This is a genomic window from Arachnia rubra (genome assembly GCF_019973735.1).
Taxonomy (GTDB): Bacteria; Actinomycetota; Actinomycetes; order Propionibacteriales; family Propionibacteriaceae; genus Arachnia; species Arachnia rubra.
Genome location: NZ_AP024463.1, coordinates 368,605 through 391,320, shown reverse-complemented (window position 1 = coordinate 391,320; position 22,716 = coordinate 368,605). Strand labels below are relative to the sequence as shown.

Below are 22,716 nucleotides of genomic sequence, written 5' to 3'. Positions count from 1 at the left end.
CGATGTCGCAGGAGGCCCCAGTAACTACTTCTTAGCAGGCGGCTTGGTCACTGCCTCTGCCTGGTTGTCAGAACGGTCAACACCAGGGTCCTCATTGGCAACGATTTGAGAGGCATCCTCGACGAACTCCGGATTGTTCCAGTAATCATCATGTCCGCCACCATTGGAAGCAATGTTCTTGACGCCATGTAGTTCGACTGGCTTCTTCCCCATACCAACAGCTTCTTCGCCGCCGCCTAGGATGCCCTGCCACCAGCCCCCTTTGCCCGTTACCTCATCTTTATCGTTGGCGGAGGCGTAGACGTGTCCCTCTGGGACGTTGTATTGATGCACATCGGTAGCCCGTCCGCCTGGTGAGCCGTAGAGCACCATGTCATCGACCGCACCGGCTTTGGTGGTCAGGGCCGCAGTGCCAGCGGTGAGGGAGCCGTAGGAATGAGCCACCGTAGTTATATGTGGATCACTACCCTGTGACTGCCGGTAGGCATGGATCCCTTCATGGAACCCATTGAGAGAGCGGGCGCCCTCATCAGCCGTACCAGTGCCACGAGTTTCGGGGCTCCATATACTATCAGGTGTGTCATATCCAATCCAGGCTACCGCAGCGGTGTTGTCAGAGCCAGAATGGTTACGCAATTCCTCAGCCTTATGCAGCTCACCGTCCATGCTGTCTCGCACTGTGGTGCCGACCCCGGGAACCACGGTGGCGATATTGGAGGCTTTATCAACATCGCCCATCGCAATAGCAGCCCGGACGTCCTTATCGCCAGAAGCATCGAGGGTAAGAAGATGATATTTCGATCCATCGCCCTCTTTTTCACCCATTAGATTCTGAATCTTTTCTAGATCTTTTACCCTCTTATCAGCCTTATTTTTATCATCTAAATAAGGATTAATGTTATCATCATCAAACCCCTCTTCATCAACTTTCTTCTGGAGCTCATCCCGATCATGTCTCGCGCGCTCCAGTTCCTTATCGAGGACCTTTCGATTGGCTTCATCGCGGGCATTAGCGGAGATGCCATCGAGATTCCTGATATCATCAGGATGGTTTTCAATGATGTTCTTTTTCTCCTCAGGAGTGAGGGCGTTCCACCAAGCGGCGACTTCAGTAGCCGACCAGCCTTTCTGCGGCAGGTCCGGCAGCCCCTGGGATTGGCTGGAGGCAGTCTCTGAGGACTTGTATGTGCCATCGCCCACGGCCTTCAAGCGCTTGTCATAGGCGTCATCAACATCACGGGCACGGTCAAGAGCGGCTTTGATCAGATTCTCCAAATCTTTGCCTTTGTTTTTCGCTTCCATTGATCCACCCGCATATTTCCCCGAGAGATCGACAACGACTTCTCCATTGCCTTGGATCTTCAAATATGTGTTTTCTGCTACGAATGATGTGCATTCTAGGACTTTGGTCTTCACATCCCAGACCCCCTCCGCGGCAGCTGCGGTGGCCATCATGAGTTCTGAAATGTCGTTCACCAGCTGGCTGAGATTTGAATTCAGGGATCCCAGTGAAGTCTTCATGGCCTCCACCGCCGCCCCCGTCGAACGAATCCGGCTCTTGGCGCCATCGGCATCATCGGCCTCAGTCATCAGCCCCTGTCGCAGTTCGCGCAGCTTACGAGAGGCCGAGTTGAGGTTCTTCGGATCCCAGCGTTGAATTTCATCCCAATTAATGGCCATTATTACTTCCCTTCCATCCTATTGGAGATCTCCTGATAGCAGATGTTATTATGCATACCATTTGAATTGCCTGGAATACCAGCAGAACGTAAAGATGCCTCGACCTCAGCCTCGGTTCTCCCGTAAGAATTTGACGCCTTCATCACGTCGTCACTGAAGTCTTGATATTTATCTTTGAGAGTATTGCGCCTCTTATCGACAGCCTCGCTGGTGTCTTTGATGCCGTGCTCTGCTGAAGCCGATCCTGGCATCGCCGCGGGAGCTTCCGCCAAGGCGTCTAACACATTTTTCTCACCGATCTTAGAGGCTGTTGCTGCTGTCTCTGATGACAGGGTTTCCAGGTCGCCTACTTCGATCTTCACATCACTCATAAAGGCTTCCTTCCCTCGATTGATCTCGATTTCTTACTTTCCTGCCAGTTGCGTCATTTATCAATGACGATTCACGGCCCAGGAATATTCCGTAAGGCTGGCCAGAACGGTCATTATCATGCGATCTTGCGGCACAGCTCTTTAGAGCCAATGGGCCAACTGACACTATGTGGTTGTCTGCTTTTTAGCCATGCAACCACAAGGCCCCGGCGACCTCAAGTTCACCGGGGCCTTTTTATGTTTTTTGTAATGGGTTGTCCTCCCCATGGGTTGTTCTCCCCATGGGGCTGCGCTCACTCCTCGCGCTGGAAGCTCATCGTCGCAGCATAAGCGCCGGACTCAGAGGGCCAGCGGACCGTGATGGCCTTCGCGCGGGTGTAGAAGTTCACGCCCTCGGGGCCGTGGATGTGGGTGTCGCCCAGCAGCGACTCCTTCCAGCCGCCGAACGAGTAGTAGGCCACCGGGGTGGGGATGGGCACGTTGATGCCCACCATGCCGGCCTCGACGTCCAGCTGGAAGCGCCGCGCGTAGCCGCCGTCATTGGTGAAGATGGCCGCGCCGTTGCCGAACTCACTGGAGTTGACCAGCTCGATGGCCTCCGCGTAGTTGGCGGCCTCGACGATGCACAGCACCGGCCCGAAGACCTCCTCCTGGTAGACGGGGGCATCGAGCGGGACCTTGGTGATGACCGTGGGACCGACCCAGAAGCCGTCCTCGTAGCCGTCGATCTTCAGTCCGCGGCCGTCGAGGACCACCTTCGCGCCGCGCTTCTCGGCGTCATCGATGAGCCCGACGATGCGGTCGCGGTCCTTGGCGGTGATGACGGGACCCATCTGGACGCCCTCGTCGAGCCCGTAGCCGACCTTGATCTTCGCGCCATTGGCGGCGACGAGCTCGGCCAGCTTTTCCCCGACGCCACCGACCGCGACGACGACGGGCAGCGCCATGCAGCGCTCACCGGCCGCACCGAAGGCCGCCGCGGCGATGTGCTGGGCAGCGAACTCCAGGTCCGCGTCGGGCAGGACGATGGCGTGGTTGTTTGCGCCGCCGAGAGCCTGGACGCGCTTGCCGTGGGCGACGCCGGTGTCCTGGATGACGTGCGCCACCGGGGTGGAGCCGACGAAGGAGATCGCGTCGATGCCCGGGTGGGTCAGGATATTGGAGACCAGGTTGCGGTCACCAGCCAGCACGTTGAACACGCCGTCGGGCAGCCCGGCTTCCTGGTAGAGGCGGGCGATGATCAGCGACGCGGTGGGGGTCGCGGAGGCGGGCTTCAGGATGAACGAGTTGCCGGTGGCGATGGCGACGGGGTGCATCCACATCGGCACCATGACCGGAAAGTTGAAGGGGCAGATGCCCGCGACCACGCCGACGGGCTGGCGGATGGTGTGGATGTCCACACCGGAAGAGATGTCGAAGGAGTACTCGCCCTTGAGCGCCACGTTGATGCCGCAGGCGAAGTCGAGGGTCTCGCGGCCGCGCTGGATCTCGCCGATGGCGTCGGAGTAGTCCTTGCCGTGCTCCTCGACGATGGCCTTGGCCAGCTCGTCCTGGTGGGCGAGCACCAGTTCACGCATCTTGAACATGATGGCGGTGCGCTTGGCGAGGGAGACCTTCGCCCACTTCTTCTGCGCTTCGGCGGCGACGGCGACGGCGTGGTCGAGGTCAGCCTGGCTGGCGGACAGGACTTCGCCGACGGCCTTGCCGGTGGCTGGGTTCTCGACGGGGACGGTGTGGGAAGGCTGCCCCTCGTAGGGCGCGCCGTCTATCCAGTGGGTGATTGTGGTCATGTACCTCTCCCTGGTCTCTGGGACGTTTCGGCTGATCCGGCGGCCGACGTCACCCCTACCGGCAGCAGTGCCGACTGCACCGCGTTCGGGTCCGTCCAGTCCGCTGGCCCGGCGGCCGGAACCGCCAGGAGCTTTGTACTTACAATAGCCCCCAGAGGCAAGAAGCGCCAGCCTACGCGCCTCCGCGCAGCCACCGGGCGAGGACTTACCCCAGGCCCATCAGAGCCTCACTGTTTGTAATGACAATTATTTGATCCGCCGGTTCTTCGTGCGCTGAGCCCGCCTACCAGGACCCAGGAGAACGCGCCTAGGCGCCGATCCCCGCACGCCTCAGCGCGCGGGGGCAGGGAAGGCGTCGCCGGCATGCACCGTCCCCTTCATGAGAACTTCCTCATGGAAGTCTGCGGGATTCCTCATCCTCGTAGGCTTCACTGTAAGGAGGTGGAAGGAGAAGCATGATGAAGTCAGAACGCACCCGCCTGGCCGCGATGCTGGCGGGCATCGGTGCCGCCGGAGTGTTAACAGCAGGGCTGCTGTACCAGCTCGCCCACCCGGCAGAGTCCGAGTCGAACCTGCCTGCGATCACGATGCCGCAGAGCAAGCCGCCAGCTCCCAGCCAGACTCCCACCGCCAGCCCCGAGCCCACGGATTCCACCTCCACGGACCCCGCCACGCCTACCAGCGGCCCGACGACCGGAGCGACGCCAGGCCAGGAAGCGACGTCGGGCAACGGGAATAACGGGGGATCCTCGGACAATGGAGGCTCGGCCAGCACTCCCAGGTCCTCCAGCCGCACCAGCGCCACAGCGGTGAAACCAGCCCCGCCCGTGAAGGTCGGTGACGACGACGACGATGACGACAAGAAGAGCTCCGGCAGGTCGTCGGACCGGGACAACGACAGCGACGATGATGACGACGACTGATCCCCAGCCCCTTTGGTCCCTCCTTTTCTGATCCTTCCCTTTCACTGGCAAGGCCGGTTCGCTGGCCTTACTGAGTTTTTGCTGGTCTTGTTCGCGTTTGCTGGCCTCACAGCACAGGCAAACGTGAATAAGGCCAGCAAACGGGCGTCGCGCCGGCCGTGTGAGGCAGCCGGGCATCACACCAGGCGGTAGCCCATGCCGCGGACTGTCTCGAAGCGCTCCTTGCCCAGTTTGTTGCGCAGGTAGGAAACGTAGACGTCCACGACGTTGGAGCCGGGGTCGAAGTAGAAGCCCCACACGTTGCTGAGCAGCTGCTCACGGCTGAGCACCTGCCCCGGGTTGCGCAGGAACACCTCGGCCAGGGTGAACTCACGGGCCGATAGGTCAATCCACTGGCCGTCCACCTGGACCCTGCGGGTGCGGTAGTCCAGCACCAGTCCGCGATGTTCCAGGTGCGTCGCTGACGACCGTCCGGCGGCGGGCTCGGCCGGTTCGGCCCGCAGCCGCAGCCGGATCCGGGCCAGCAGCTCCTCGAAGGAGAAGGGTTTGGGCATGTAGTCGTCGGCGCCGCTCTCCAGCCCGGCCACCCGGTCGGTCACCGAGGACCGGGCGGTCAGCATGATGACCGGAGTCGCCACACCCTGGCCCCGGATCCGCTCCAGCACCTCGAAACCGTCGATGTCGGGCAGGCCGATGTCGAGCACGATGAGGGAGAAGTCGCCGTGCACGGCCAGCGTGGCACCCATCTCACCGGACGCGGTGGTCTCCGAGGTGAACCCCGCTGACTTGAGGCCTTTCGCGATGAAACCAGCGATCCGCGGTTCGTCCTCAATGATCAGGATGCTGGTCATGGCTACTGCCTTCCTCTTTCAGGGGTGGATGCCGGGAGCGGCCCGATGGGCGAGGGAAAGGGACTCGCGGGGTTCACCGGGATCCGCAGCGTGAACACGGACCCGCTCTGGGGCGCGGACTCAATCTCCAGGTGGCCGCCGTGGGCCTCCACGATGCTCTCGACGATGTTGAGGCCCAGTCCCGATCCTGGGGCTCGCTGCGCGGCGGCAGCCGTCCGCGCGAATCGCTGCCGCACCGTCGCCATCTCCTCACGGGTCATGCCGATCCCCTGGTCGCGCACCCACAGCAGCACCGACGTGCCGTCGAACCGCGACCCGATGCCGACCCGGGTCCCGATGTCCGAGTACTTGACTGCGTTGGCGGCGAGCTGGAGCCAGGCCTGCGTGATCCGCATCGGGTCCAGCACCGCGTGCACCATGGCGACGTGCTCTAGCTGCCAGTCCCGTTCCCCCAGCGCCCGTGATTTCTCCAGCACCTGGTCGGTCAGCTCGGAGATGTCGCTGTCCTCGAGGGACAGGAAGTCGCTCTGCCCTGCCTTCGCCAGCGTCAGCAGGTCGTTGATGAGGATCCCCATGCGGTCCAGCTCCTCGATGGCGAGGTCGCGGGTCTGGAGGACATCGTCGGGATCCTCGGAGTCGATCAGCTCCAGGTGCCCGCGCACCACCGTGATGGGGGTGCGCAGCTCGTGCCCGACGTCGTCGAGGAGCCGTCGCTGCCCCTCGACCGCGCCCTGCACCCGGTCCAGCATCCGGTTCACCGCCTTCGCCAGCGCCGTCAGGTCGTCCCGGCCACGCACTGGGACCCGGGTGGTGAGGTCGTGCTCGTGGATCTGGTCGGTGGCGAGCCTGAGCTCCCCGATCGGCCGCAGCAGCATGCCGACAGCCAGCCAGGCAGGGGCGATCAGCATCATCACCGTCAGCACCGCAGCCCCCGCGTAGAACACCATGGTCCGGCGCAGCTCGCCCCCGGTCTGCCCAAGGTCGATCACCCGCACCAGCGCACCGCGCTGGTCGCCGAGCATCACGACGGCGACCAGGACCTTGTAGCTGCCCTGCGAGGTCCTCACCGGCCTGATCACGCTCCCCTGCCCCGCCAGGTCCGGCTGGATGGCGTCGAGGAGTTCGGGATCCTGCTCGGGCCGCAACTTCACCTTGTCCGGTGACGTCCACGTGAGCCTGCCCTCAACGTAGCCGACCTCCCCCGTGCCGGGGCCGACGACACTGCGCCGCACCAGGTAGGTGTACAGCACGTCGGAGACCGAGTCGAACGGCTCCTTCGTCTCGGGGTTCACCCCGTCCGTGGCGAGTGCCTCAAGCTCGTTGCGGGCCTTCTCCAGGCGCTCCGTGGCCAGGTCCTGAATGTGACGCTCCTGGAGGACGGCGACGATCACGCCCGAGACAGCCAGCGCTGTGCCGGCGACCAGCACGAGCGCCAGCATGATCCGGGCGCGGATCGTCGAGGAGCCGCGGCGCAGGAACCTCTTCACGCGACCATTCTGCCTGCATACGGATGACAATCTGGGGAGCTGCGCACCCCCAGGCGGCCCATCAGCGCCCCAGGCCTTGGTAGGTCCAGCCCGCTGCCCGCCACCGGGCCGGGTCGAGGGCGTTGCGGCCGTCGATGATGGCGGGCCGGCGGACCAGTCCCGCGGCGGCTGACGGGTCAATGCCGGCGTACTCGGCCCACTCGGTGAGCAGCAGCACCAGGTCCGCGTCCCGGAGCGCCCGGTGCAGGTCTGGTTCGGTGGCTAGGTCCGGGTGGCGGCGGGCCACGGCGCCGAGGGCCTTCGGGTCGGTGACGCTCACCTGGGCGCCAAGCTGGTGCAGCCGGTGGGCGATGTCGAGGGCGGGCGAGTCGCGGATGTCGTCGCTGTTGGGTTTGAACGCCGCCCCCAGCACGACGACCCGCGCCCCGGGCATCCGGTCGCCGAGGCTGCGCAGCGCCAGGTCGACCACCCGGTCGCGGCGACGCTGGTTGATGGCGTCGACCTCCCGCAGGAAAGCGACAGCGTCGTGGACACCGAGCTCCTTGGCGCGGGCCAGGAAGGCGCGGATGTCCTTGGGCAGGCAACCGCCGCCGAACCCAACCCCGGCCCCCAGGAACCGCCGTCCAATACGATCGTCATGCCCGAGGGCGCTGGCCAGGGCGGTGACGTCGCCGCCGGTGGCCTCGCACAGCTCGGCCATGGCGTTGATGAAGCTGATCTTGGTGGCCAGGAACGAGTTGGCGGCCACCTTCACCAGCTCCGCCGTCGCATAGTCGGTGACGATCTGCGGGATGCCGTCGGAAAGAAGTCGAGCGTATGCCTCGTCGAGCCGGGCGCGCGCCAGCTGCGCTGGCCCGGGATCAGCGGGCAGGCCGTAGACGATGCGGTCGGGGTGCAGGGTGTCCTCGACGGCGAACCCCTCGCGCAGGAACTCGGGGTTCCACACCAGGGCCAGGTCCCTCTCGGCGAGGCGTTCCGCGAGACGCGCGGCGGTGCCGACCGGGACGGTGGACTTGCCCGCCACCACAGACCCTGGGGACGCCCCCGCCAGGAGGGTCTGGACGGCGGCGTCGACGTAGCTGAGGTCGGCCGCGCCGGTCTCGGACTGCGGGGTGCCGACGGCGATGAAGTGCAGCTCCGCCTCCGCCAGCCCAGCGCAGCCGGGATCGGTGGTGAACCGCAGCCGGCCGGTGCCCAGGGCCCGGGTCAGCAGCTCGTCGAAGCCAGGCTCGTAGAACGGCGCCCGGCCGGCGGACAGCGCCTCGATCTTCGCCTCGTCGACATCGATTCCGGTCACCTCATGCCCGAGCTCCGCCATGCAGGCAGCGTGCACGGCGCCCAGGTATCCGCAGCCAACAACCGAGATCCTCATGCGCTTCTCCTATCGAAGTTGACGGGGCTGGAGGACCTGAGGGTCTCCTCCACCCAGTGGGGCAGCCAGCTGGCCGACTGCGGCCGGAAGGCGTAGACGTAGGCGAGCCGCAGCCGGGCGGCCCGGTGGTGGGTGACGACGCGCCGGAGCGTGGTGGGAGCGGCCGCGACGACCTCGCCCAGCAGGTCGAGGATGCGGTCGCGGTCCTGCCGGGTGAGGCGTCCCTGCACGTGGCGCAGCTCGATGTGCGCCCACAGGTTCCCCAGGTCGAGGGCGGCCTCGCCGCGGGTGGCGGTATCGAGGTCCAGCAGGCCGAGGGTGGTCCCGTCCCACATGAGCTGCTTGTCGTGGAGGTCCCGGTGCACGAGCACCCGGGAGCCGTTGTCGCCCGATGCGAGCTGCTGGCAGGCCTGCGCGGTCGCGTTGCCGAGCCGGTCCAGCTGCGGAAGCGCCCGGTGCCCCTCGATGTGCTGGAACCACTGCCAGAGCACGTTCGCCTCGTCGGCGCCGGTGTGCTCGGGCAGCCCGACGAACCGGGTGATCAGGCTGGGCCACACGTCGGCGAACCGCCGCCAGCCTGGCATCGCCTGGCCGGCGAGGTCGTGGAGGGTGCTGCCCGGCAGGAGCTCCATGCTCACCCGCGACGGCGAGTGGTCGAGGACCTTCGCCGCGGCGATGCCCGTCCCCTCGCACAGCTCCGCAACCTGCGAGGACTGCACCGCGACGGCGCTGGCGCGGCCCTCACGGGTGAACTTGATGGCGCTGTGCGGGGTCAGCACCACCGCCCGGCGGTGGAGCCGGTGCACCACGAGCCTGCCCTCAAGACCCGGGGAGAGCTCCGGGATCTCCGGGTCGGAAGCGTAGCCGGTGATCCACAGCTCCCCCTCGGGGGAGACCGATCCGGCGCGCAGCTTGCCTCCCGGGGCGATCAGCTCGAAAGTGATCGAGCCGTCGCCCCGGGGCCAGGCACGCCGCACACCGACGAGAGCACGAACCGTTGACAAAGCTTTCATCTCACAACCTCCAGAATCTGGTTCAGGTTTGCCGCGATACCGGCCTTCCAGTCGCGGGAGGCCCGTCGCAGCGGGTCGGCGGCCCGCAGGACCAGCGACGCTGCGGTGGCCCAGCGCAGCTGGTCGCGGGGGGGGAAGCTGGCCGCCGCCATCGCGGTAGCCGTCGAGGAGCGTGCCGGCGTCCAGGACCGACAGGAAAGAGCCGAGGTCGACGGCACGGGGCGCCAGGCAGGCGCGGTCGAAATCGGTCAGCCACACCTGGCCGCCGTCGCGGGTGGTGAGCACCTGGTCGGGTGAGAGGTCGCCGTGGGACAGCACCGGAACCGCCGGCGCGGGCGCCGGCAGCAACGCGACCACCCGTCGCATCCGTTGCGCCAGCTCCGGGGCCAGTTCGTCGAGCAACGCGGCGTGGGCAAGTCCCTGCTGCGCCGGGTCAGTGCAGGGGTCCAGGGACTGAGCCAAGTCGGCGGGGACGGGCGCGGCATGGAGCCGCGCCAGCTGGGCCCCGGCGGCGTGGCTCAGCCGCTGCTGGTCGGGCCCGGGCAGCTCCTCCAGGTTGGCGCCCCCGGTGAAGGCCTGGACGCTGATGCCCGCCTGGGTCCCGTCATCGAGACGGGCGGGGGCATCAACGACCCCCTCGATGAAGCGGTCGAGGCCGATGCCATGGCCGTCCTCAGCCGCGACCCGCACCACGCGCATCCCGTCGCGTATCACCAGGCGGCGCAGCGGGTTGTAGCGCAGCACCTGCGACGCTTCCCACTGGCCCAGCAGCCCCGAGACGGCGGCGTCGTCGAGCCGCCTCACCAGTTTCGGGTCGGCGGCCAGCGGCCCGGACTGCACCAGCAGCTCCCCCAGCTCCCGCTCCGTGGTGACCAGGCCGACCTCACCGGCCTCCCGCAGGGTGCGGGCGGCCTTGTCGTGGCTAATGGGCCACAGGAAACGCACCCAGCCCGACGGCTGCCCGTCCGGGCCGTCGAGGCCGACGACCAGCGAGGTCTGGGGTTTGGCCCTGAGCCTCGCGGCCCGGACGGGGCGGCCTACCTGCTCACTCAGCCAGCCGGGGTCGAGCACCTGCGTCACGAGCTGGTCCATGCGGATGGTCATTGCGGGCTCCCGATCCTGATGGCGTCCATGTCGCGCCCGCTGGCCTGGATCCACGCCCGGAAGACCTCGCTGTTCGCGAGCAGGTCCGTGGGGCTGGCATCGAGCCGGATCCGGCCGTCCTCGACCCAGACCACGCGCGTCGCCCGCAGCGCCACCTCGGCGTCGTGGGTGACGGCCAGGGTTGTGCGTCCCGCGGAGAGACGGTCGATGGCGTCCAGCACCAGGCTCGCCGCCTCGGGGTCGAGGCCAGTGGTGGCCTCGTCGAGGACCACGACCGGAGAGCGCCGCAGCAGCGCCCGTGCGATTGCGATCCGCTGCCGCTGCCCGCCGGAGAGGGTGCCGCCGCGCTCCCCCACCACCGTGTCGTAGCCCTCGGGCTGCTCGGTGATGAAGTCGTGGGCGTTGGCGGCGCGGGCCGCCGCCTCCACTTCGGCGTCGGTCGCGTCCGAGCGTCCCATGCGGATGTTCTCGCGGATGGTGCCGGTGAACAGCACCGCCTCCTGGTGCAGCAGCGAGACGCTGGAGCGCAGCTGCGCGAGGTCGAGGTCGGTCAGCCGGTACCCGTCGAGGCGCACACACCCGGAGACCGGGTCGATGGCGCGCACCAGCAGCGACACGAGGGTGGACTTGCCCGCCCCGGAGGGACCGATGATCGCGACCCGCTCGCCGGGTCTGATGTCCAGGCTGAGGCCACGCAGCACCTCGACGCCGTCGTACTGGGTGACGACGCGGTCGAACTGCACCGCACCCCAGACCGCGGTGGGCCGCAGCGGCGTCTCGGGGGCGACCACGTCGGGGGCGATCTCCATCAGGTCGGCGACGCGATCGCCCGACGCGCTGGCCCGGGCGATGCGGCCCGTGTACTTGGCCATGTCGCGCAGCGGCTTCATGGTGGTGCGCAGGTAGGTGGTGAACAGCACCAGGTCGCCGGGGCTCATCGCACCCTGCATCACCCGCAGTCCGCCGCCGACCAGCACGACCGCGGTCGCCAGGCCGACGATAACGTCGGTGGTGCGTTCCAGCCTCGCGGCGTAGCGGCGCGACCGCACCCCCTCTCTGAGCGAGGTCCGGTTGGCGGAGGTGAAGTTCTGCGCCACCATGTCCTCCAGCCCGTAGGCCTGCACGACGTTGATGGAGGCGAGGGACTCCTGGGCCGTGTTCGCGAGCTGTCCCTCACCCTTACGGGTCTGACGGGAGGCGGAGGTGATCTTCTTCGACGTCGGCGCGGAGGTGAAGGCGAACACTAGGATCGCCACCAGCACCACGCTGGCGAGCAGCGCATCGAGGACGTACATGACGATGACCATCACGAACAGGGTCAACACATTCGCCAACAGCGGCAGGCCGGCGGTGATCGCGACCTCCTGCATGCGGGCGACGTCGCCGACGATGCGCTGCACGGTGTCGGCGCTGCGGTTGCGGGCGTGGAACTGCTGCGACAGGCCCTGCACGTGCCGGAACACACGAGCGCGCAGGGAGGTCGCGGCCCGGGAGCCGACCAGCGCGAAGCAGATGGTCGCCAGGTAGTTGCTGACGGCCCGCAGCCCCACGATCAGCAGCAGCGCGATCCCGCACCACAGCAGCAGCTCGAAGCTCGCGGGCTGGTGCGACACCTTGGCGCCGCGGTAGGCCGTCACCGCGTCGACGACGACCTTCATCGGCCACGGCTCCAGCACCCGGAACGCCACCTCCATCAGCAGCGCGACCACGCCGGCGAGGATCAGCGCGCGGTGCGGGGTGACGTCCGGCGCGACCAGCCGCAGGCTGCGGCGCATGGACGGTTTGCCGCGCTCGGGTTTCGCAGCTATCGACCTGATGGACGAGACGTACGTGCGAAGACGATGCATGAGGCTCCTTCCGCGTTCAGCCACCGGACCTCCTGGCCAGTTCGAGGATGCAGTTGACGGCTCCCGCCCAGCTGTGCCGCTCCTCGGCCTGCTCGCGGCCCCGCCGTCCCAGCTCGGCGCGCAGCCCAGGGTCGGCGGCAAGGCGGTCGATGGCGGCAGCCAGCGCGGCCGGGTCGGAGGGCGGCACGAGCGTGCCGATCTCGCTCAGGATCTGCGGCAGCTGCCCGACGGCGGAGGCCACCACCGGCAGCCCCGCCGCTAGGTATTCGTAGACCTTCAGGGGCGAGAAGTACTGCTGCTGTTCCCCGCCGAGGTCCGGGTAGGGGGCGACGCCGATCGCGGACCCAGCCAGGTGCAGCGGCATGTCGGCGGGGGCGACAGCGCCACGGAAGTCCACCGTGATGCCGAGGGCCCCGGCCTGCTCCTCAAGGGCGGCCCGCTCGGGCCCGTCGCCGATGATCCGCAGCTGCCAGGGCTGCTGGGCCAGGGCGGCGGCGGACAGCAGGTCGGCGACGCCATGCCAAGGTTTGAGGGTGCCGACGAAGGTCACCACCGGGTCGCCGCCGGCCTCGGTCTGGGGGGTGATGCGGGTGGTGCTGACCCCGTTCGGGACAGTGTATGCGCGCTCGGTCCCGGTGCGTTCCCGCACCCAATCGCGGACCGGGTCGGAGACCGCGATGGTGACGGCCGCGGCCTGCACCTGCCGGCGCAGGGCAGCCTCGGCGGCCGCCTCGTCGACGAGCACGCGATGGGTGCGCTGCTCCTCGATGAGGGGGGCGTTGGCTTCCAGGACCCCGGCTGCCCCGGTCGTGGCGACGACGTCGGCCAGGACGGTGCTGAACAGCGAGTAGCGTTCGTAGACCAGGTCGGTTCCGTCGGCGATGATGCGTTCTGCGATCTGGGCGGAGGCGTTCTGCTGGGCGCGTTCCCGGGCGACGGGCTCATCGGTCGTGACGGGGGTCTCGACGACCTTGAGGCCGGCCAGGTCGAAGGGGATCTCGTCTCCGGCGCGGGTGGTGTGGACCACGACCTCATGGCCGCGGCGGAGCAGTTCGCGCACCACCTCCTGGATGTGCACGGAGGCTCCCTTGGTGCCGAAGACAGGGATTCCCGAGTCGACGTTCACGTAGGCGATGCGCATCAGCTCTCCTTCGTCCCGTTCACCCAGGCCGTCAGGGCCGCGGCCTGGCGGCGGCTGTTGAACTGTTCCTCGATGAGGGCCCGGGCGTTGCGAGCGAGGGTGATCACGGGCACCTGTCCCTCAGCCAGCCGGGTGAGGGCCTCGGCGAGGGCGGGGACGTCGCCGGGCTCGGTCAGGATGCCGGTGACGCCGTCGTGCACGACCTCCGGCAGTCCGCTGACCGACGTCGCGATCACCGGGGTGCCGATGGCCATGGCCTCCAGCACCACGGTCGGCAGGCCGTCGATGTTGCCGTCGTCGGCGGGGATGCAGGGCGCGACGAAGACGTGGGCGCTACGGATCAGGTCGGACACCTCGTTCTGGGTCAGCGGCCCGACCAGGCGTACCCGGTCGCTGAGGCCGAGGCGCTCGATCTGGGCGGCGAGGTCGTCGTGCAGCTCACCGCCGCCGGCGATGTCCAGCTCGACGGGCACGCCGAGGCTGGCGACGGCGTCGATCAGGTGGGGGAAGCCCTTCTTCGGCACGAGCCGGCCGACGGTCGCCACGCGCAGCGGGACGCTGGGCTGGATGGGGTCGCGGTAGGGGAAGCGTTCCAGCTCAAGGGCGTTGTACTGCAGGGAAATATTCGCCCCGGACCCTGCCAGCACCTCCTGGAGGTAGCGCTCGTTGAAGCGGCTGATCGCGACCACCCGGTCGGCGTCCCCGCAGACGCGGCGCAGCCACTGCCGGTTCACCGACTCGTGGTAGATGTCCTTCGCGTGCGTGGTGACGGTGTAAGGCACCCCGGTCAGCTGTGACGCGACCCACGCCATCCGCCCGGACAGGGAGGCGAAGTGGGCGTGGAGATGGTCGATGCCGTCCTCGATCACGGAGTTGGCCAGGCAGACGCCCTGCGCCACCTCGTCGGCGGGCAGCTCAGCGAGCACGGGGGCAATCTCAGCGAAGCGGCGGCGCAGGTCGTCGTGCCGCAGGGCGTCGCCGAGCTGGAGCCAGAAGTCGCTGGCATTGGTGACATATGGCACCCAGGAGACGTGGGCGCGCACCCGGGCGATCTCGGGGTGGAAGCGGGCGTCGGTGGTGGGTCGCAGCGCGTAGATCCGCAGGTCGTCGCCCTGGGCCTCGCGGGCCAGGATCTCGGTGACGATGAAGGTCTCGGAGAACCGCGGGTACACCTTCAGGACGTATCCGATGCGGGTCATGCCACTACCTCCCTTTTCGAGCCTTCGTCATCGAGCAGCAGGTCGGCGGCGAAACCGGCGGTGGCGGCCAGGCCGTCGCGTTCGATGTGGGACCGGCCGACCCGCCGGGTGACGGCGCCGGCGACCCAGGCGCTGAGGGCGTCGGCGGTGACGCTTGGGGCACGCAGGACGTCGATGGCTCCGGCGTCGCGCAGCGCGCGGGCGCGGATCAGCTGTTCCGGGGTAGGGGTCTCGCGGGGGACGACCAGCGCCGGGGTGTCGGTGGCGAGGATCTCGCAGGCGGTGTTGTAGCCGCCCATGGCGATGACGGCGGCGGCCTGGTCGATCTGGCTACCGAGGCCCGGCCAGGAACGGTGCACCTGCGTGCCGGGGCCGGCCTGGGCGGCGATGGCTTCGTAGTCGGCGTCGTCCAGCTGCGGTCCGGTGACGATGATGTTCTCGTGCCCGGCGGGGGGGTCGCATGGCGACGGCGGCGCGCAGCAGCTCGTGCCCGTCGGAGCCTCCGCCGGCTGTGGTCAGGACGAAGGGCCGGGGGGCCAGGGGTTCGCTGTCCTCACCGATGTGGCGGTCGTGGGCGAGGTACCCGGTGAAGCGGATGCAGTCCGTCAGAGCGGACGGGATCTCACCGGTGGTGGTGGGGTCGTAGACGTCGGGGTCACCGTAGGCCCAGATCTCGTCGAGGACGTCGCGCAGCTGCTCGGGAGGCCCGAGGCGCTCCCATCCCACGGCTGCCATCTGCGGGTCGTCGAGGACCTCACGCAGGCCGAGCACCACCTTGACGCTGGGGTTGAGGATGCGCAGCTTCAGCAGCGGCTCCTGGAGTTCCTTCATCACGCCGTAGATGTGCCGGTCGATGATCACCAGGTCGGGGTTGAAGCCGAGGAGGGCGCCCTCCAGCAGCTGGGAGCGGAGCTTGATCAGCTCGCCGGTGGCGCCGGGGAGGCGTCGTGGCCGGTAGCCGTGGATGGTGCCGGTGACCCCGGGAATGGTCAGCCAGTCGAATCCCTCGGGCAGGGGGAATCCGGAGGCGTCGGCGAGTCCCGAGACCAGCAGGCCCGCCACTTGGGCCCCAGTGGCCTCGGGAAGATGCCTGACCAGGTGGTGAGCGATGGTCAGGTTGCGTCGCACATGCCCCAGGCCTAGGGAGTCATGGCTGTACAGCAGGACCCGGTAGGTATCCGCCATGATCGTTGCCTTTCTCTCCAGTCCCCGTTCTCGGGGACTGGTATGAGCTTCGCAACCGATGATGAGGCGGCCCATGAGGCCGGCATGAGAGCTTTCTTATAAACGGCTGAACCCTAGTTGACAGGCCTCGACGCCAACACGGCGGCGCTCTCGCTAAGGGAATCTCAGGGCAGAATCAGTTACCAGCCTGATGCAGCCCGGCGGATGGATGCGATTGGCTTGCAGACATGAAGATCCTCAAGGTGCTAACCAGCGTCTGGCTGCTGTTGGTCGTGGTTCCGATCCCATTGTTCTATGGGATGCTGCTGCTCACCAATGGCGTCTGGGGCGGTCTGTTGGCGCTGGTACTGACGACGGGCCTGGTGGTCCTGATCGTGTGGCGAGGGCTGCGTGGCCAGATCAGGAGGCGACCGGTCCGCACCGTTTTCATTGGGTTGCTGGCTGGCGCGCAGCTGGCATTGTTCGGCTACCTGTGCGTGCCGCTGGGTGACCCGTCGGCGATGCCGCCGGCAACCCCGCCCGGGGTGTCGCCTGAGTACTGGGATCTGAGCACCGGCAGCCGGATCGCCTCCTATCACCTGCCCTCCCAGGTGCCCGGGGAGCCGAAGGGCACGGTGCTGTACATCCATGGTGGTCCGGGAGGAATGATCGGCACCAGCAACCTGCGATTCCTCAGCGGGCTGACGGAACACGGCTACGAGGTCTACGCCTACGACCAGGCCGGAGGCGGTATGAGTGGCCTGCTGCGTCCCGAGGAGTACTCACATCAACGCAACATCGACGACCTGGCCGAGGTCATCGCGAGAATTCCCAGCGGCAACCTGACGGCGATCGGCCAGTCGTATGGCTCCACACTGCTCGCGAGTGCCCTCGCCGACGAACGCATCCAACCCCACCTCACGAAGGCAGTATTCTCCGAGCCAGGAGGCCTGCCCATCACGAACGCCAACGACTACGCCAATGCCCATGTGCCCGGCACCCCACCTCAGGCCGCGCCGAAGTTCGGTGGGAGGCTGCCCTCGGTCGTCTCAGCTCCTCGCGTCATGCTCAGAGTGGCTTTGCCCCCCAGCAGCCTCTTCGTCTCGCAGGAGGAGACGGTAGCCGCGCAGACAGAGCAGGAGCAGCTGGACCTGGTCCGGTACACCGTCTGCAAGGACAAAGCCGGAGAGGTGATGCTCCAAGGCAACCCACTGCGTGTCAACATGGTGACCAACATCCGCGTCGCCACCACCATGAACACCCTCGACCTGGAACGGTTCAGCCAGACCAAGGTGCCGGCGATGCTGATGCTCGGCGAATGCTCCTATGTCGGGCGCAAGGAGCAGCTGGCCTACCTCCACGCCTACCCGGCGATCGAGCGTACCCAGTATTTCCAGGGGATGGGCCATTCGTTGAACAGCCCCGAGGTGTTGCAGAGCTTGCTCTCCTTCATCGAGGACTCCCCAGCACCGCTGCCCAACTATCCGCAGAAAACCGACGCCGAGCAGTTCATCAACGAGGGAAGATGAGATCCGGCAGGCTCGTGACCTGGCGATGTTCCGCAAACAACGCCAGAGCAAGCACGGCGAGATCCTACGCCCCAGGCTCCCGGCGGCACCACGTCTTACGGCACGACTTTCACTGCCCTTCGCCGCATGCCTCGACGGTCCAGTCTTCGACTACGAGTCCCGGGATACGAGAGAAGGCATGGTCGCTTGTCACGAGAACAATGTCCGCGTCATCCTGCCTGTGCTCCAGGGCCGTTGCGGCAATCAATGTGTCCAAAGGCGACATGGGCATACCAGATGATTCCAGATCTGCTCGCAGTGATCCGTAGACCAGAGCGGTGCGCGCGGTGAAGTCCAGCACCTCGACTTGCTCCCGCAGCACCTCCACCGCACGATGCAGCCGGGCCGCAGCCGGCCTCTTCGCCAGGCCGAAGCAGATCTCAGCTTCGGTGATAGCGGATATGAAAACACGATCAGTCCCGTGACGTGCCAGCCGCTCAAGCGCGACCGGATGCGCACGCATGAGCTGGCCAACAATGTTGGTGTCAAGGAGGTACCGCATTAGCCCTCCCCGTCGAACAGGTTTCGCTCCTCGGCCTGGCGAGTCTCTGGCGCAAGGAAGTCATCGGGCACATCCAGTCCGGTGACAGCCTCGATGAAGGCATCCCACGCACCAGGCCTAGTGGAAAGCACCACGTCCCCATTGTCGTCACGCCTGATGTAGACCCTGTCGGTGTCGAACCGATACGCGGCGGGTATCCGCACCGCCTGCGATCCGCCGTTCTTGAAAACTGTCGTAACCTGGCTCACCCGGCCGACCTCCCAACTAATAGCTATAATAAAGTATATATTGCCTTATCTCCCCATGGCACCGGACCGCTCTCGCGGCGCTGACGTAGTGGCCCTGGCTCCGCCCCGTCCTGCGACTGAGCACCTCGTCGTGGGTGGCCAGGGGAACGACCAGCCCGGCGTGACCAAGGAGAATTCACAGGACGATACGCCGGGAAATAGTTCTATCTACAACTATTTACACTTTAAGATCCCCGATTGGCCCATCCCGTACTGCGGCACAACGGCACCCTATTGCGTCTCCCTCCGGCATCCCCCTATGCTGGGGGCAGCGTTGAGCACAACCTAGGAAGTGGCCATCGCCGGAATGCGCGGCGATTGACGTCCGCCCTTGCGTCTTGTTTATTTCTAGACGACTTCCCGAATCGAGAATCAGCAGCCCACTGCCCAAAAGACACCTTGCCCGGCAGTCATATGCCGGAATGGCAGCCTTTCCGTCAGTGGTTTGCACCCAAAACCTTCAACACACCCCCCAAGAAATCACGAGATTGGATATGTCACTATGAATATGAATGAGAATCCGGGAAAACTGAATCGGCGTGTGGTCCTGACCGCGTCCCTGGGAGGGCTGGCCCTGGCCTCGCTGGGGGGACTGGCCGCGCACGGTGACGACGGAAGCACGGTGCCGAAGTACCGGATGATCGGCGTCGCGATGCCGGACGTCACGGCTGGGACCGACCGGCACAAGGAGCTGGCCAGCTGGTGCGAGAAGGCGAGGATCAACAAGGTCGGGCTCGTCGCCGGGCGGGTGGACTGGACCGCTTTCCCCTCACAGGATAGGAGCAGCTGGTCCTCCGACTTCGGAGAAAACGGCGACAAGGACCCGCTGCGGGATGCCATCAACATCTTTTCCGGCGATGACGATCCCGGACAAAAAATCGTCCTCGTGGTTGACGCCCAGGCCGAGAGATTCTTCGAGAAGTGTCCTAAATTCGCGGGCATAGACACCGAGGGCCGCGCGAAAACAAATCTCCCCAGCCTCACAGCCCTGGTCAAAGAAGATTCCCAAGGGAAATTCGGGAAAGATATCATCTCTCTGGCGACTGAGCTAGTGGAGAGATACAACCCATCGGCGATCAGTCTCACGGATTTGTATTTCGAGGACAGCACCTACGGAGAGGACGACCTGAATCATTTCCGCGCGGCGACGGGCGAGAGCGACTGGCCGCGTGACGATGCGAACAATATCAAGACCGATGACGAGCGGATCGTGGCATGGCGTTGCAAGGCGATGGCCGGTTTTGTTGCCCGCGTCCGTGACGCAGTCCATTCCGCGGGGAATCGTCGCTGTGAGTTGTGGATGGAGGTCCGCTCACCCAGGAACGACCCCCACGGGGACCGGAAGGACAACGGGCAGGACTACGGGCTGCTGGCCGACGCCGCAGACCGGCTCGTTCTCTGGGACTACTTCGGCACCGAGCCCGACTACCTGCCGACCCGGGACCTCGCGGCCGCTTTCACCGAGAGAACCGGGGGAAGCGGAGTGCTGTCCGTCGGCCTGTGGGGCAGGGAACGAGAGGATCTGATCACCCCAGATGAACTGGAGACCGCCGTGAAGGAGGCCGTGCGAGGCGGGAGCAACTGGGTGTGGGTGACCCCGACGCAAACCGTTGCACAGAAGATGACCGACGCCCACTGGGAGGCGCTCGTCAGGGCGTGGAATCAGTAGAAGCGCCAGTAAGAATAGAGAAATAGCGCCGGCCGGGCTCAGCCACACACCCGCTGAATACCGGCCGGCTTTCTCATGCCGACGCGCGGTCGGGGTGGCAATCCCCAGACCCCGGTGAGCACGCGGTTAGGGTGCGATAGTCGTCCGTGACGCGAAACCGCTACGAGGGGAAAACCATGAGTAAAGCCACCGGTCAAAGCAACAGGGACGCGGTCCTGGACTATCTCGACGCCGTCTTCAACCGCCGCGACCTGGCTGTCGCTGAGAGCTACTGGGGCCAGGACATGATCCAACACAACCCGACCATGCCCAACGGCCTGGACGTGCTGCGCGGCTTCATTACTAGCGACGCCCCCACCCCGTCCTACGAACCGGGCCTCGCGATGGAGTCCGGCGACTACGTCATGGTGCATGGCCGTTACACGAACTGGAACGGCAAGGACATGATCGCCGTCGACATCTTCCGGCTGGCGGATGGCAAGATCGTGGAGCACTGGGATGTCATGCAGGAGGAGGTCCCCACCACTCAAGCCGTGAACGGCAACCCCATGTTCCCCGTGCGCTGAGGGCAAGTAGCGCCCTCACAGCAGGACGTTACGTCCCGTTGCACTGAAGCGGAGATCGTGACCCACCCCGGAGTTAGGTTGGTGCCATGAGGGAGCCCAACTCGCCTAAACCCTCCGACCACGACGACGTGCCAGACCTGGTCGACGATGAGCCGACGGCGGCAGCGGTCACGTCTGCTGATGAGGATGCTCAGGAGACGCGCAACGAGACTGACAAGACTCAACGTCCTCAGTCTTTCCGCACTACCTTCCTGCATGCCCTGCGCGCGGGGTTTGTCCTGGGCGCCCTGTGTCTCTGGATCGCGTCCTCCTTCTTCATGGGTCCATTTCCCACATTGCTCCCGGAGTGGCGCAAGCTGATCCCCGAGGGGTGGCCCTGGAAAGTCGCCGCCCAGATGGAGCAGTTGTTGTGGTGGCTGTTCATACCTGCGGTCCTGATGCTGGCCGCTGGGCTCAGCAGCCTCTACGCTGTCATCGCAGGCCGGATTGCCCGGTTCGTCAGGGATCTGCTGACGATGATCTGCGTCGCCGTCACGCTGACGAGCGCAGGGATGCTGGTCTGGAACTGGTGGCGCATCTACCAGACCTACGGGGTGAATGCGGATCAGTCCCTGTACATCGCAGCCGCTTTGACGGCGGTGCTCTGCTTCGTCATTAGTTGCTGCCTCCTGATCGATTCTCCTGAAGAAGAGCCGGGATACGACCCAAGGCCGCTGCTGGCCCGGATGTCCCGGTTTGCGACGAGGATCACCCTGGGCCAGGGACCGATCCCGCAGCGTCACTGGGGCGTGGCTGTGACTGCTCTGCTGCTCCCAGCGCTCATGGTGCCGGGCCTGGCGCTGATACCGCCGGCACTGCTAGCCCAGCCGCCAGTCACCCAGCAGCTTGCCACCCCGGTATCCGACGATGCCCTACCAGCCATGCCCGCGACGGTGGGCACCGCAGCGGCCTGGAGCCGGGAATTCAAACCCCACCCCCTCGACATCGCCGCCGGTGCTCGTGGCCCCATCATTCTCACCAAGGACGGCCTGGAAGCCCTCAACCCCGAGGACGGCACCACGCTGTGGAGCTATCACCGCGACCACACCACCTACCTGAATATCTCCGAACCCCAAAAGGGTAATAAGGCGTTATCTGAGCCCTATCTGGTAACCAGCCCAGACCGCAAGCACATCGCCTTCATCATCGCAGCTTCCGGCAACTGGACCCTCACCATCATCCTGGACACGATGACAGGCCACGTCACAGCAGAAAGACTCTGCGACCTGAAATGCTCGCTCCAGCTGACAGATTCCGCCGCCCTAGTGGGTGACACTGCCATTTCATTAACCGATGGATCAATCCTATGGTCATTTCCCCCTCATGAGAATGAGGACTACAACGCAGATAAAAAACCAGAGAGACACAACACAGGTTTCACCGGAACAGCCGGCCACTCCACCTTCATCCGAGAGGCTCGCTACAACCGGTATGCCGTAAATTTTGAACTCGTGCCAGACACTGACCCGACGCAAGTCACCACATTGGAGAATGTAAATCCGTGCGCTGAACATAATGAGTCTGCGGATGAATGCTATCGCTGGCTCCTGATAGATGGCTGGGCGGGCGTCATAGCTGATGGTTCTCCCGCCGATAAATTCCAAGGCAGCCGAGAGGTTGAGGCCGTTAGCATTGATGAGATCGCAGCCAAAAGAACCTCAGAGGGGGTCAAGCGTATCCCGTTGGGCCAGGCTAGAGGCATCAACTACATCGCATCCATGTCCTCCGGCCAGCTCGTCACATATCCTCCCTCCGCGGAATACGATCGAGGGCGCGGCCCCTGGGTAGGATCAATCCTGGACACCACCACCGGCACCGTCCACTCCGCCGCCCAATCCACCTCACTAGCCGGAGCCGAGGTCGGCTACCGAACGAACCTCAACGAGGCCGGCGAAGCAGAGGGGGCTATCGTCCTCAAGCCCGGGGACGGCTCTCCAGAAGCTTCCATACCACTTCCTTGGGCATCAGTCGGCAGCGGGTCTTTCGAAGAACGTGTCAGCGGCCTGCACTACCAGAGTACGCTCGCTAGCAGCTTCCGGTTCCTGGCAACGCCCGGCGCGGTGATCGTGGCGATAAATCCGAAACCTTTTAGCGATGATTATTACCACTACAGCACCCATGTCTACGGCGTGAGATGAGGCCA

Annotated in this window: 19 protein-coding genes; 5 read left to right on the top strand and 14 right to left on the bottom strand. The window is 65.6% G+C overall.

The window, feature by feature from the left end:
• Positions 1-24: 24 nt before the first annotated feature.
• The 3 genes from SK1NUM_RS01670 to SK1NUM_RS01660 all read right to left on the bottom strand — a co-directional run bounded on the left by SK1NUM_RS01670 (position 25) and on the right by SK1NUM_RS01660 (position 3,841).
• Positions 25-1,680, bottom strand: coding sequence for an alpha/beta hydrolase (locus SK1NUM_RS01670; protein ID WP_212324486.1), 1,656 nt, complete (start codon positions 1,678-1,680; stop codon positions 25-27).
• Positions 1,681-1,682: 2 nt separating this feature from the next.
• Positions 1,683-2,051 carry a hypothetical protein gene (locus SK1NUM_RS01665; RefSeq protein ID WP_212324484.1) on the bottom strand — a complete coding sequence of 123 codons (369 nt, stop codon included), beginning with the start codon at positions 2,049-2,051 and terminating at the stop codon, positions 1,683-1,685.
• A 293-nt stretch (positions 2,052-2,344) separates the two neighbouring features.
• Positions 2,345-3,841, bottom strand: coding sequence for a CoA-acylating methylmalonate-semialdehyde dehydrogenase (locus tag SK1NUM_RS01660; RefSeq protein ID WP_212324476.1), 1,497 nt, complete (start codon positions 3,839-3,841; stop codon positions 2,345-2,347).
• Between the two features lie 455 nt (positions 3,842-4,296).
• On the opposite strand from SK1NUM_RS01660, the gene SK1NUM_RS01655 reads away from it, so the two are divergent.
• A complete protein-coding gene (locus SK1NUM_RS01655) occupies positions 4,297-4,764 on the top strand; it encodes a hypothetical protein (protein WP_212324474.1) in 468 nt (155 codons plus the stop codon).
• A gap of 176 nt (positions 4,765-4,940) precedes the next feature.
• Here SK1NUM_RS01655 and SK1NUM_RS01650 read toward each other — a convergent pair whose 3' ends face one another.
• From SK1NUM_RS01650 to SK1NUM_RS01610, 9 genes are all read right to left on the bottom strand, one after another.
• Positions 4,941-5,615 carry a response regulator transcription factor gene (locus SK1NUM_RS01650; RefSeq protein ID WP_212324472.1) on the bottom strand — a complete coding sequence of 225 codons (675 nt, stop codon included), beginning with the start codon at positions 5,613-5,615 and terminating at the stop codon, positions 4,941-4,943.
• 2 nt (positions 5,616-5,617) lie between these two features.
• Positions 5,618-7,102, bottom strand: coding sequence for a sensor histidine kinase (locus SK1NUM_RS01645; RefSeq protein ID WP_223927732.1), 1,485 nt, complete (start codon positions 7,100-7,102; stop codon positions 5,618-5,620).
• A 61-nt stretch (positions 7,103-7,163) separates the two neighbouring features.
• Positions 7,164-8,474 (bottom strand): UDP-glucose dehydrogenase family protein, encoded by a 1,311-nt coding sequence (locus SK1NUM_RS01640; RefSeq protein ID WP_212324470.1) that lies wholly within the window; start codon positions 8,472-8,474, stop codon positions 7,164-7,166.
• A complete protein-coding gene (locus SK1NUM_RS01635; protein ID WP_223927730.1) occupies positions 8,471-10,591 on the bottom strand; it encodes an aminoglycoside phosphotransferase family protein in 2,121 nt (706 codons plus the stop codon). The genes SK1NUM_RS01640 and SK1NUM_RS01635 overlap by 4 nt, the downstream gene beginning before the upstream one ends.
• Positions 10,588-12,438 (bottom strand): ABC transporter ATP-binding protein, encoded by a 1,851-nt coding sequence (locus SK1NUM_RS01630; protein ID WP_212324464.1) that lies wholly within the window; start codon positions 12,436-12,438, stop codon positions 10,588-10,590. Before SK1NUM_RS01630 ends, SK1NUM_RS01635 begins: the two co-directional genes overlap by 4 nt.
• Before the next feature lie 16 nt (positions 12,439-12,454).
• Complete coding sequence (locus SK1NUM_RS01625) at positions 12,455-13,579, bottom strand: glycosyltransferase family 4 protein (protein ID WP_212324462.1); 1,125 nt, start codon at positions 13,577-13,579, stop codon at positions 12,455-12,457.
• Positions 13,579-14,778: a glycosyltransferase gene (locus SK1NUM_RS01620; RefSeq protein WP_212324460.1), complete on the bottom strand. Its 1,200-nt coding sequence runs from the start codon at positions 14,776-14,778 to the stop codon at positions 13,579-13,581. The genes SK1NUM_RS01625 and SK1NUM_RS01620 overlap by 1 nt, the downstream gene beginning before the upstream one ends.
• The gene (locus SK1NUM_RS01615) at positions 14,775-15,137 is read right to left on the bottom strand and encodes a glycosyltransferase (protein WP_223927728.1); all 363 of its coding nucleotides are present in this window, start codon (positions 15,135-15,137) and stop codon (positions 14,775-14,777) included. The genes SK1NUM_RS01620 and SK1NUM_RS01615 overlap by 4 nt, the downstream gene beginning before the upstream one ends.
• Positions 15,109-15,963, bottom strand: a complete 855-nt coding sequence (locus SK1NUM_RS01610; RefSeq protein WP_223927726.1) for a glycosyltransferase family protein — start codon at positions 15,961-15,963, stop codon at positions 15,109-15,111. The genes SK1NUM_RS01615 and SK1NUM_RS01610 overlap by 29 nt, the downstream gene beginning before the upstream one ends.
• A gap of 227 nt (positions 15,964-16,190) precedes the next feature.
• On the opposite strand from SK1NUM_RS01610, the gene SK1NUM_RS01605 reads away from it, so the two are divergent.
• A complete protein-coding gene (locus SK1NUM_RS01605; RefSeq protein ID WP_212324456.1) occupies positions 16,191-17,471 on the top strand; it encodes an alpha/beta fold hydrolase in 1,281 nt (426 codons plus the stop codon).
• A 109-nt stretch (positions 17,472-17,580) separates the two neighbouring features.
• Here SK1NUM_RS01605 and SK1NUM_RS01600 read toward each other — a convergent pair whose 3' ends face one another.
• The gene (locus SK1NUM_RS01600) at positions 17,581-18,012 is read right to left on the bottom strand and encodes a type II toxin-antitoxin system VapC family toxin (protein ID WP_212324454.1); all 432 of its coding nucleotides are present in this window, start codon (positions 18,010-18,012) and stop codon (positions 17,581-17,583) included.
• Positions 18,012-18,260 (bottom strand): antitoxin, encoded by a 249-nt coding sequence (locus SK1NUM_RS01595; RefSeq protein WP_212324452.1) that lies wholly within the window; start codon positions 18,258-18,260, stop codon positions 18,012-18,014. Before SK1NUM_RS01595 ends, SK1NUM_RS01600 begins: the two co-directional genes overlap by 1 nt.
• 541 nt (positions 18,261-18,801) lie before the next feature.
• On the opposite strand from SK1NUM_RS01595, the gene SK1NUM_RS01590 reads away from it, so the two are divergent.
• The 3 genes from SK1NUM_RS01590 (at position 18,802) to SK1NUM_RS01580 (ending at position 22,711) form a co-directional block, all read left to right on the top strand.
• On the top strand, positions 18,802-19,968 hold the full coding sequence (locus SK1NUM_RS01590; protein ID WP_212324450.1) for a hypothetical protein: 1,167 nt from the start codon (positions 18,802-18,804) through the stop codon (positions 19,966-19,968).
• 176 nt (positions 19,969-20,144) lie between these two features.
• Complete coding sequence (locus tag SK1NUM_RS01585) at positions 20,145-20,534, top strand: nuclear transport factor 2 family protein (protein WP_212324448.1); 390 nt, start codon at positions 20,145-20,147, stop codon at positions 20,532-20,534.
• Positions 20,535-20,620: 86 nt separating this feature from the next.
• Complete coding sequence (locus SK1NUM_RS01580) at positions 20,621-22,711, top strand: hypothetical protein (RefSeq protein WP_212324446.1); 2,091 nt, start codon at positions 20,621-20,623, stop codon at positions 22,709-22,711.
• Positions 22,712-22,716 lie beyond the last annotated feature (5 nt).

Excerpts from the sequence above, each read along its gene's own strand:
- SK1NUM_RS01590 (WP_212324450.1), top strand. The coding sequence starts at position 18,802 with ATGAATATGAATGAGAATCCGGGAAAACTGAATCGGCGTGTGGTCCTG.
- SK1NUM_RS01580 (WP_212324446.1), top strand. The coding sequence starts at position 20,621 with ATGAGGGAGCCCAACTCGCCTAAACCCTCCGACCACGACGACGTGCCA.
- SK1NUM_RS01665 (WP_212324484.1), bottom strand. The coding sequence starts at position 2,051 with ATGAGTGATGTGAAGATCGAAGTAGGCGACCTGGAAACCCTGTCATCA.
- SK1NUM_RS01585 (WP_212324448.1), top strand. The coding sequence starts at position 20,145 with ATGAGTAAAGCCACCGGTCAAAGCAACAGGGACGCGGTCCTGGACTAT.
- SK1NUM_RS01625 (WP_212324462.1), bottom strand. The coding sequence starts at position 13,579 with ATGCGCATCGCCTACGTGAACGTCGACTCGGGAATCCCTGTCTTCGGC.
- SK1NUM_RS01610 (WP_223927726.1), bottom strand. The coding sequence starts at position 15,963 with ATGGCGGATACCTACCGGGTCCTGCTGTACAGCCATGACTCCCTAGGC.
- SK1NUM_RS01655 (WP_212324474.1), top strand. The coding sequence starts at position 4,297 with ATGATGAAGTCAGAACGCACCCGCCTGGCCGCGATGCTGGCGGGCATC.
- SK1NUM_RS01650 (WP_212324472.1), bottom strand. The coding sequence starts at position 5,615 with ATGACCAGCATCCTGATCATTGAGGACGAACCGCGGATCGCTGGTTTC.
- SK1NUM_RS01620 (WP_212324460.1), bottom strand. The coding sequence starts at position 14,778 with ATGACCCGCATCGGATACGTCCTGAAGGTGTACCCGCGGTTCTCCGAG.
- SK1NUM_RS01600 (WP_212324454.1), bottom strand. The coding sequence starts at position 18,012 with ATGCGGTACCTCCTTGACACCAACATTGTTGGCCAGCTCATGCGTGCG.
- SK1NUM_RS01605 (WP_212324456.1), top strand. The coding sequence starts at position 16,191 with ATGAAGATCCTCAAGGTGCTAACCAGCGTCTGGCTGCTGTTGGTCGTG.
- SK1NUM_RS01660 (WP_212324476.1), bottom strand. The coding sequence starts at position 3,841 with ATGACCACAATCACCCACTGGATAGACGGCGCGCCCTACGAGGGGCAG.
- SK1NUM_RS01635 (WP_223927730.1), bottom strand. The coding sequence starts at position 10,591 with ATGACCATCCGCATGGACCAGCTCGTGACGCAGGTGCTCGACCCCGGC.
- SK1NUM_RS01640 (WP_212324470.1), bottom strand. The coding sequence starts at position 8,474 with ATGAGGATCTCGGTTGTTGGCTGCGGATACCTGGGCGCCGTGCACGCT.
- SK1NUM_RS01670 (WP_212324486.1), bottom strand. The coding sequence starts at position 1,680 with ATGGCCATTAATTGGGATGAAATTCAACGCTGGGATCCGAAGAACCTC.
- SK1NUM_RS01630 (WP_212324464.1), bottom strand. The coding sequence starts at position 12,438 with ATGCATCGTCTTCGCACGTACGTCTCGTCCATCAGGTCGATAGCTGCG.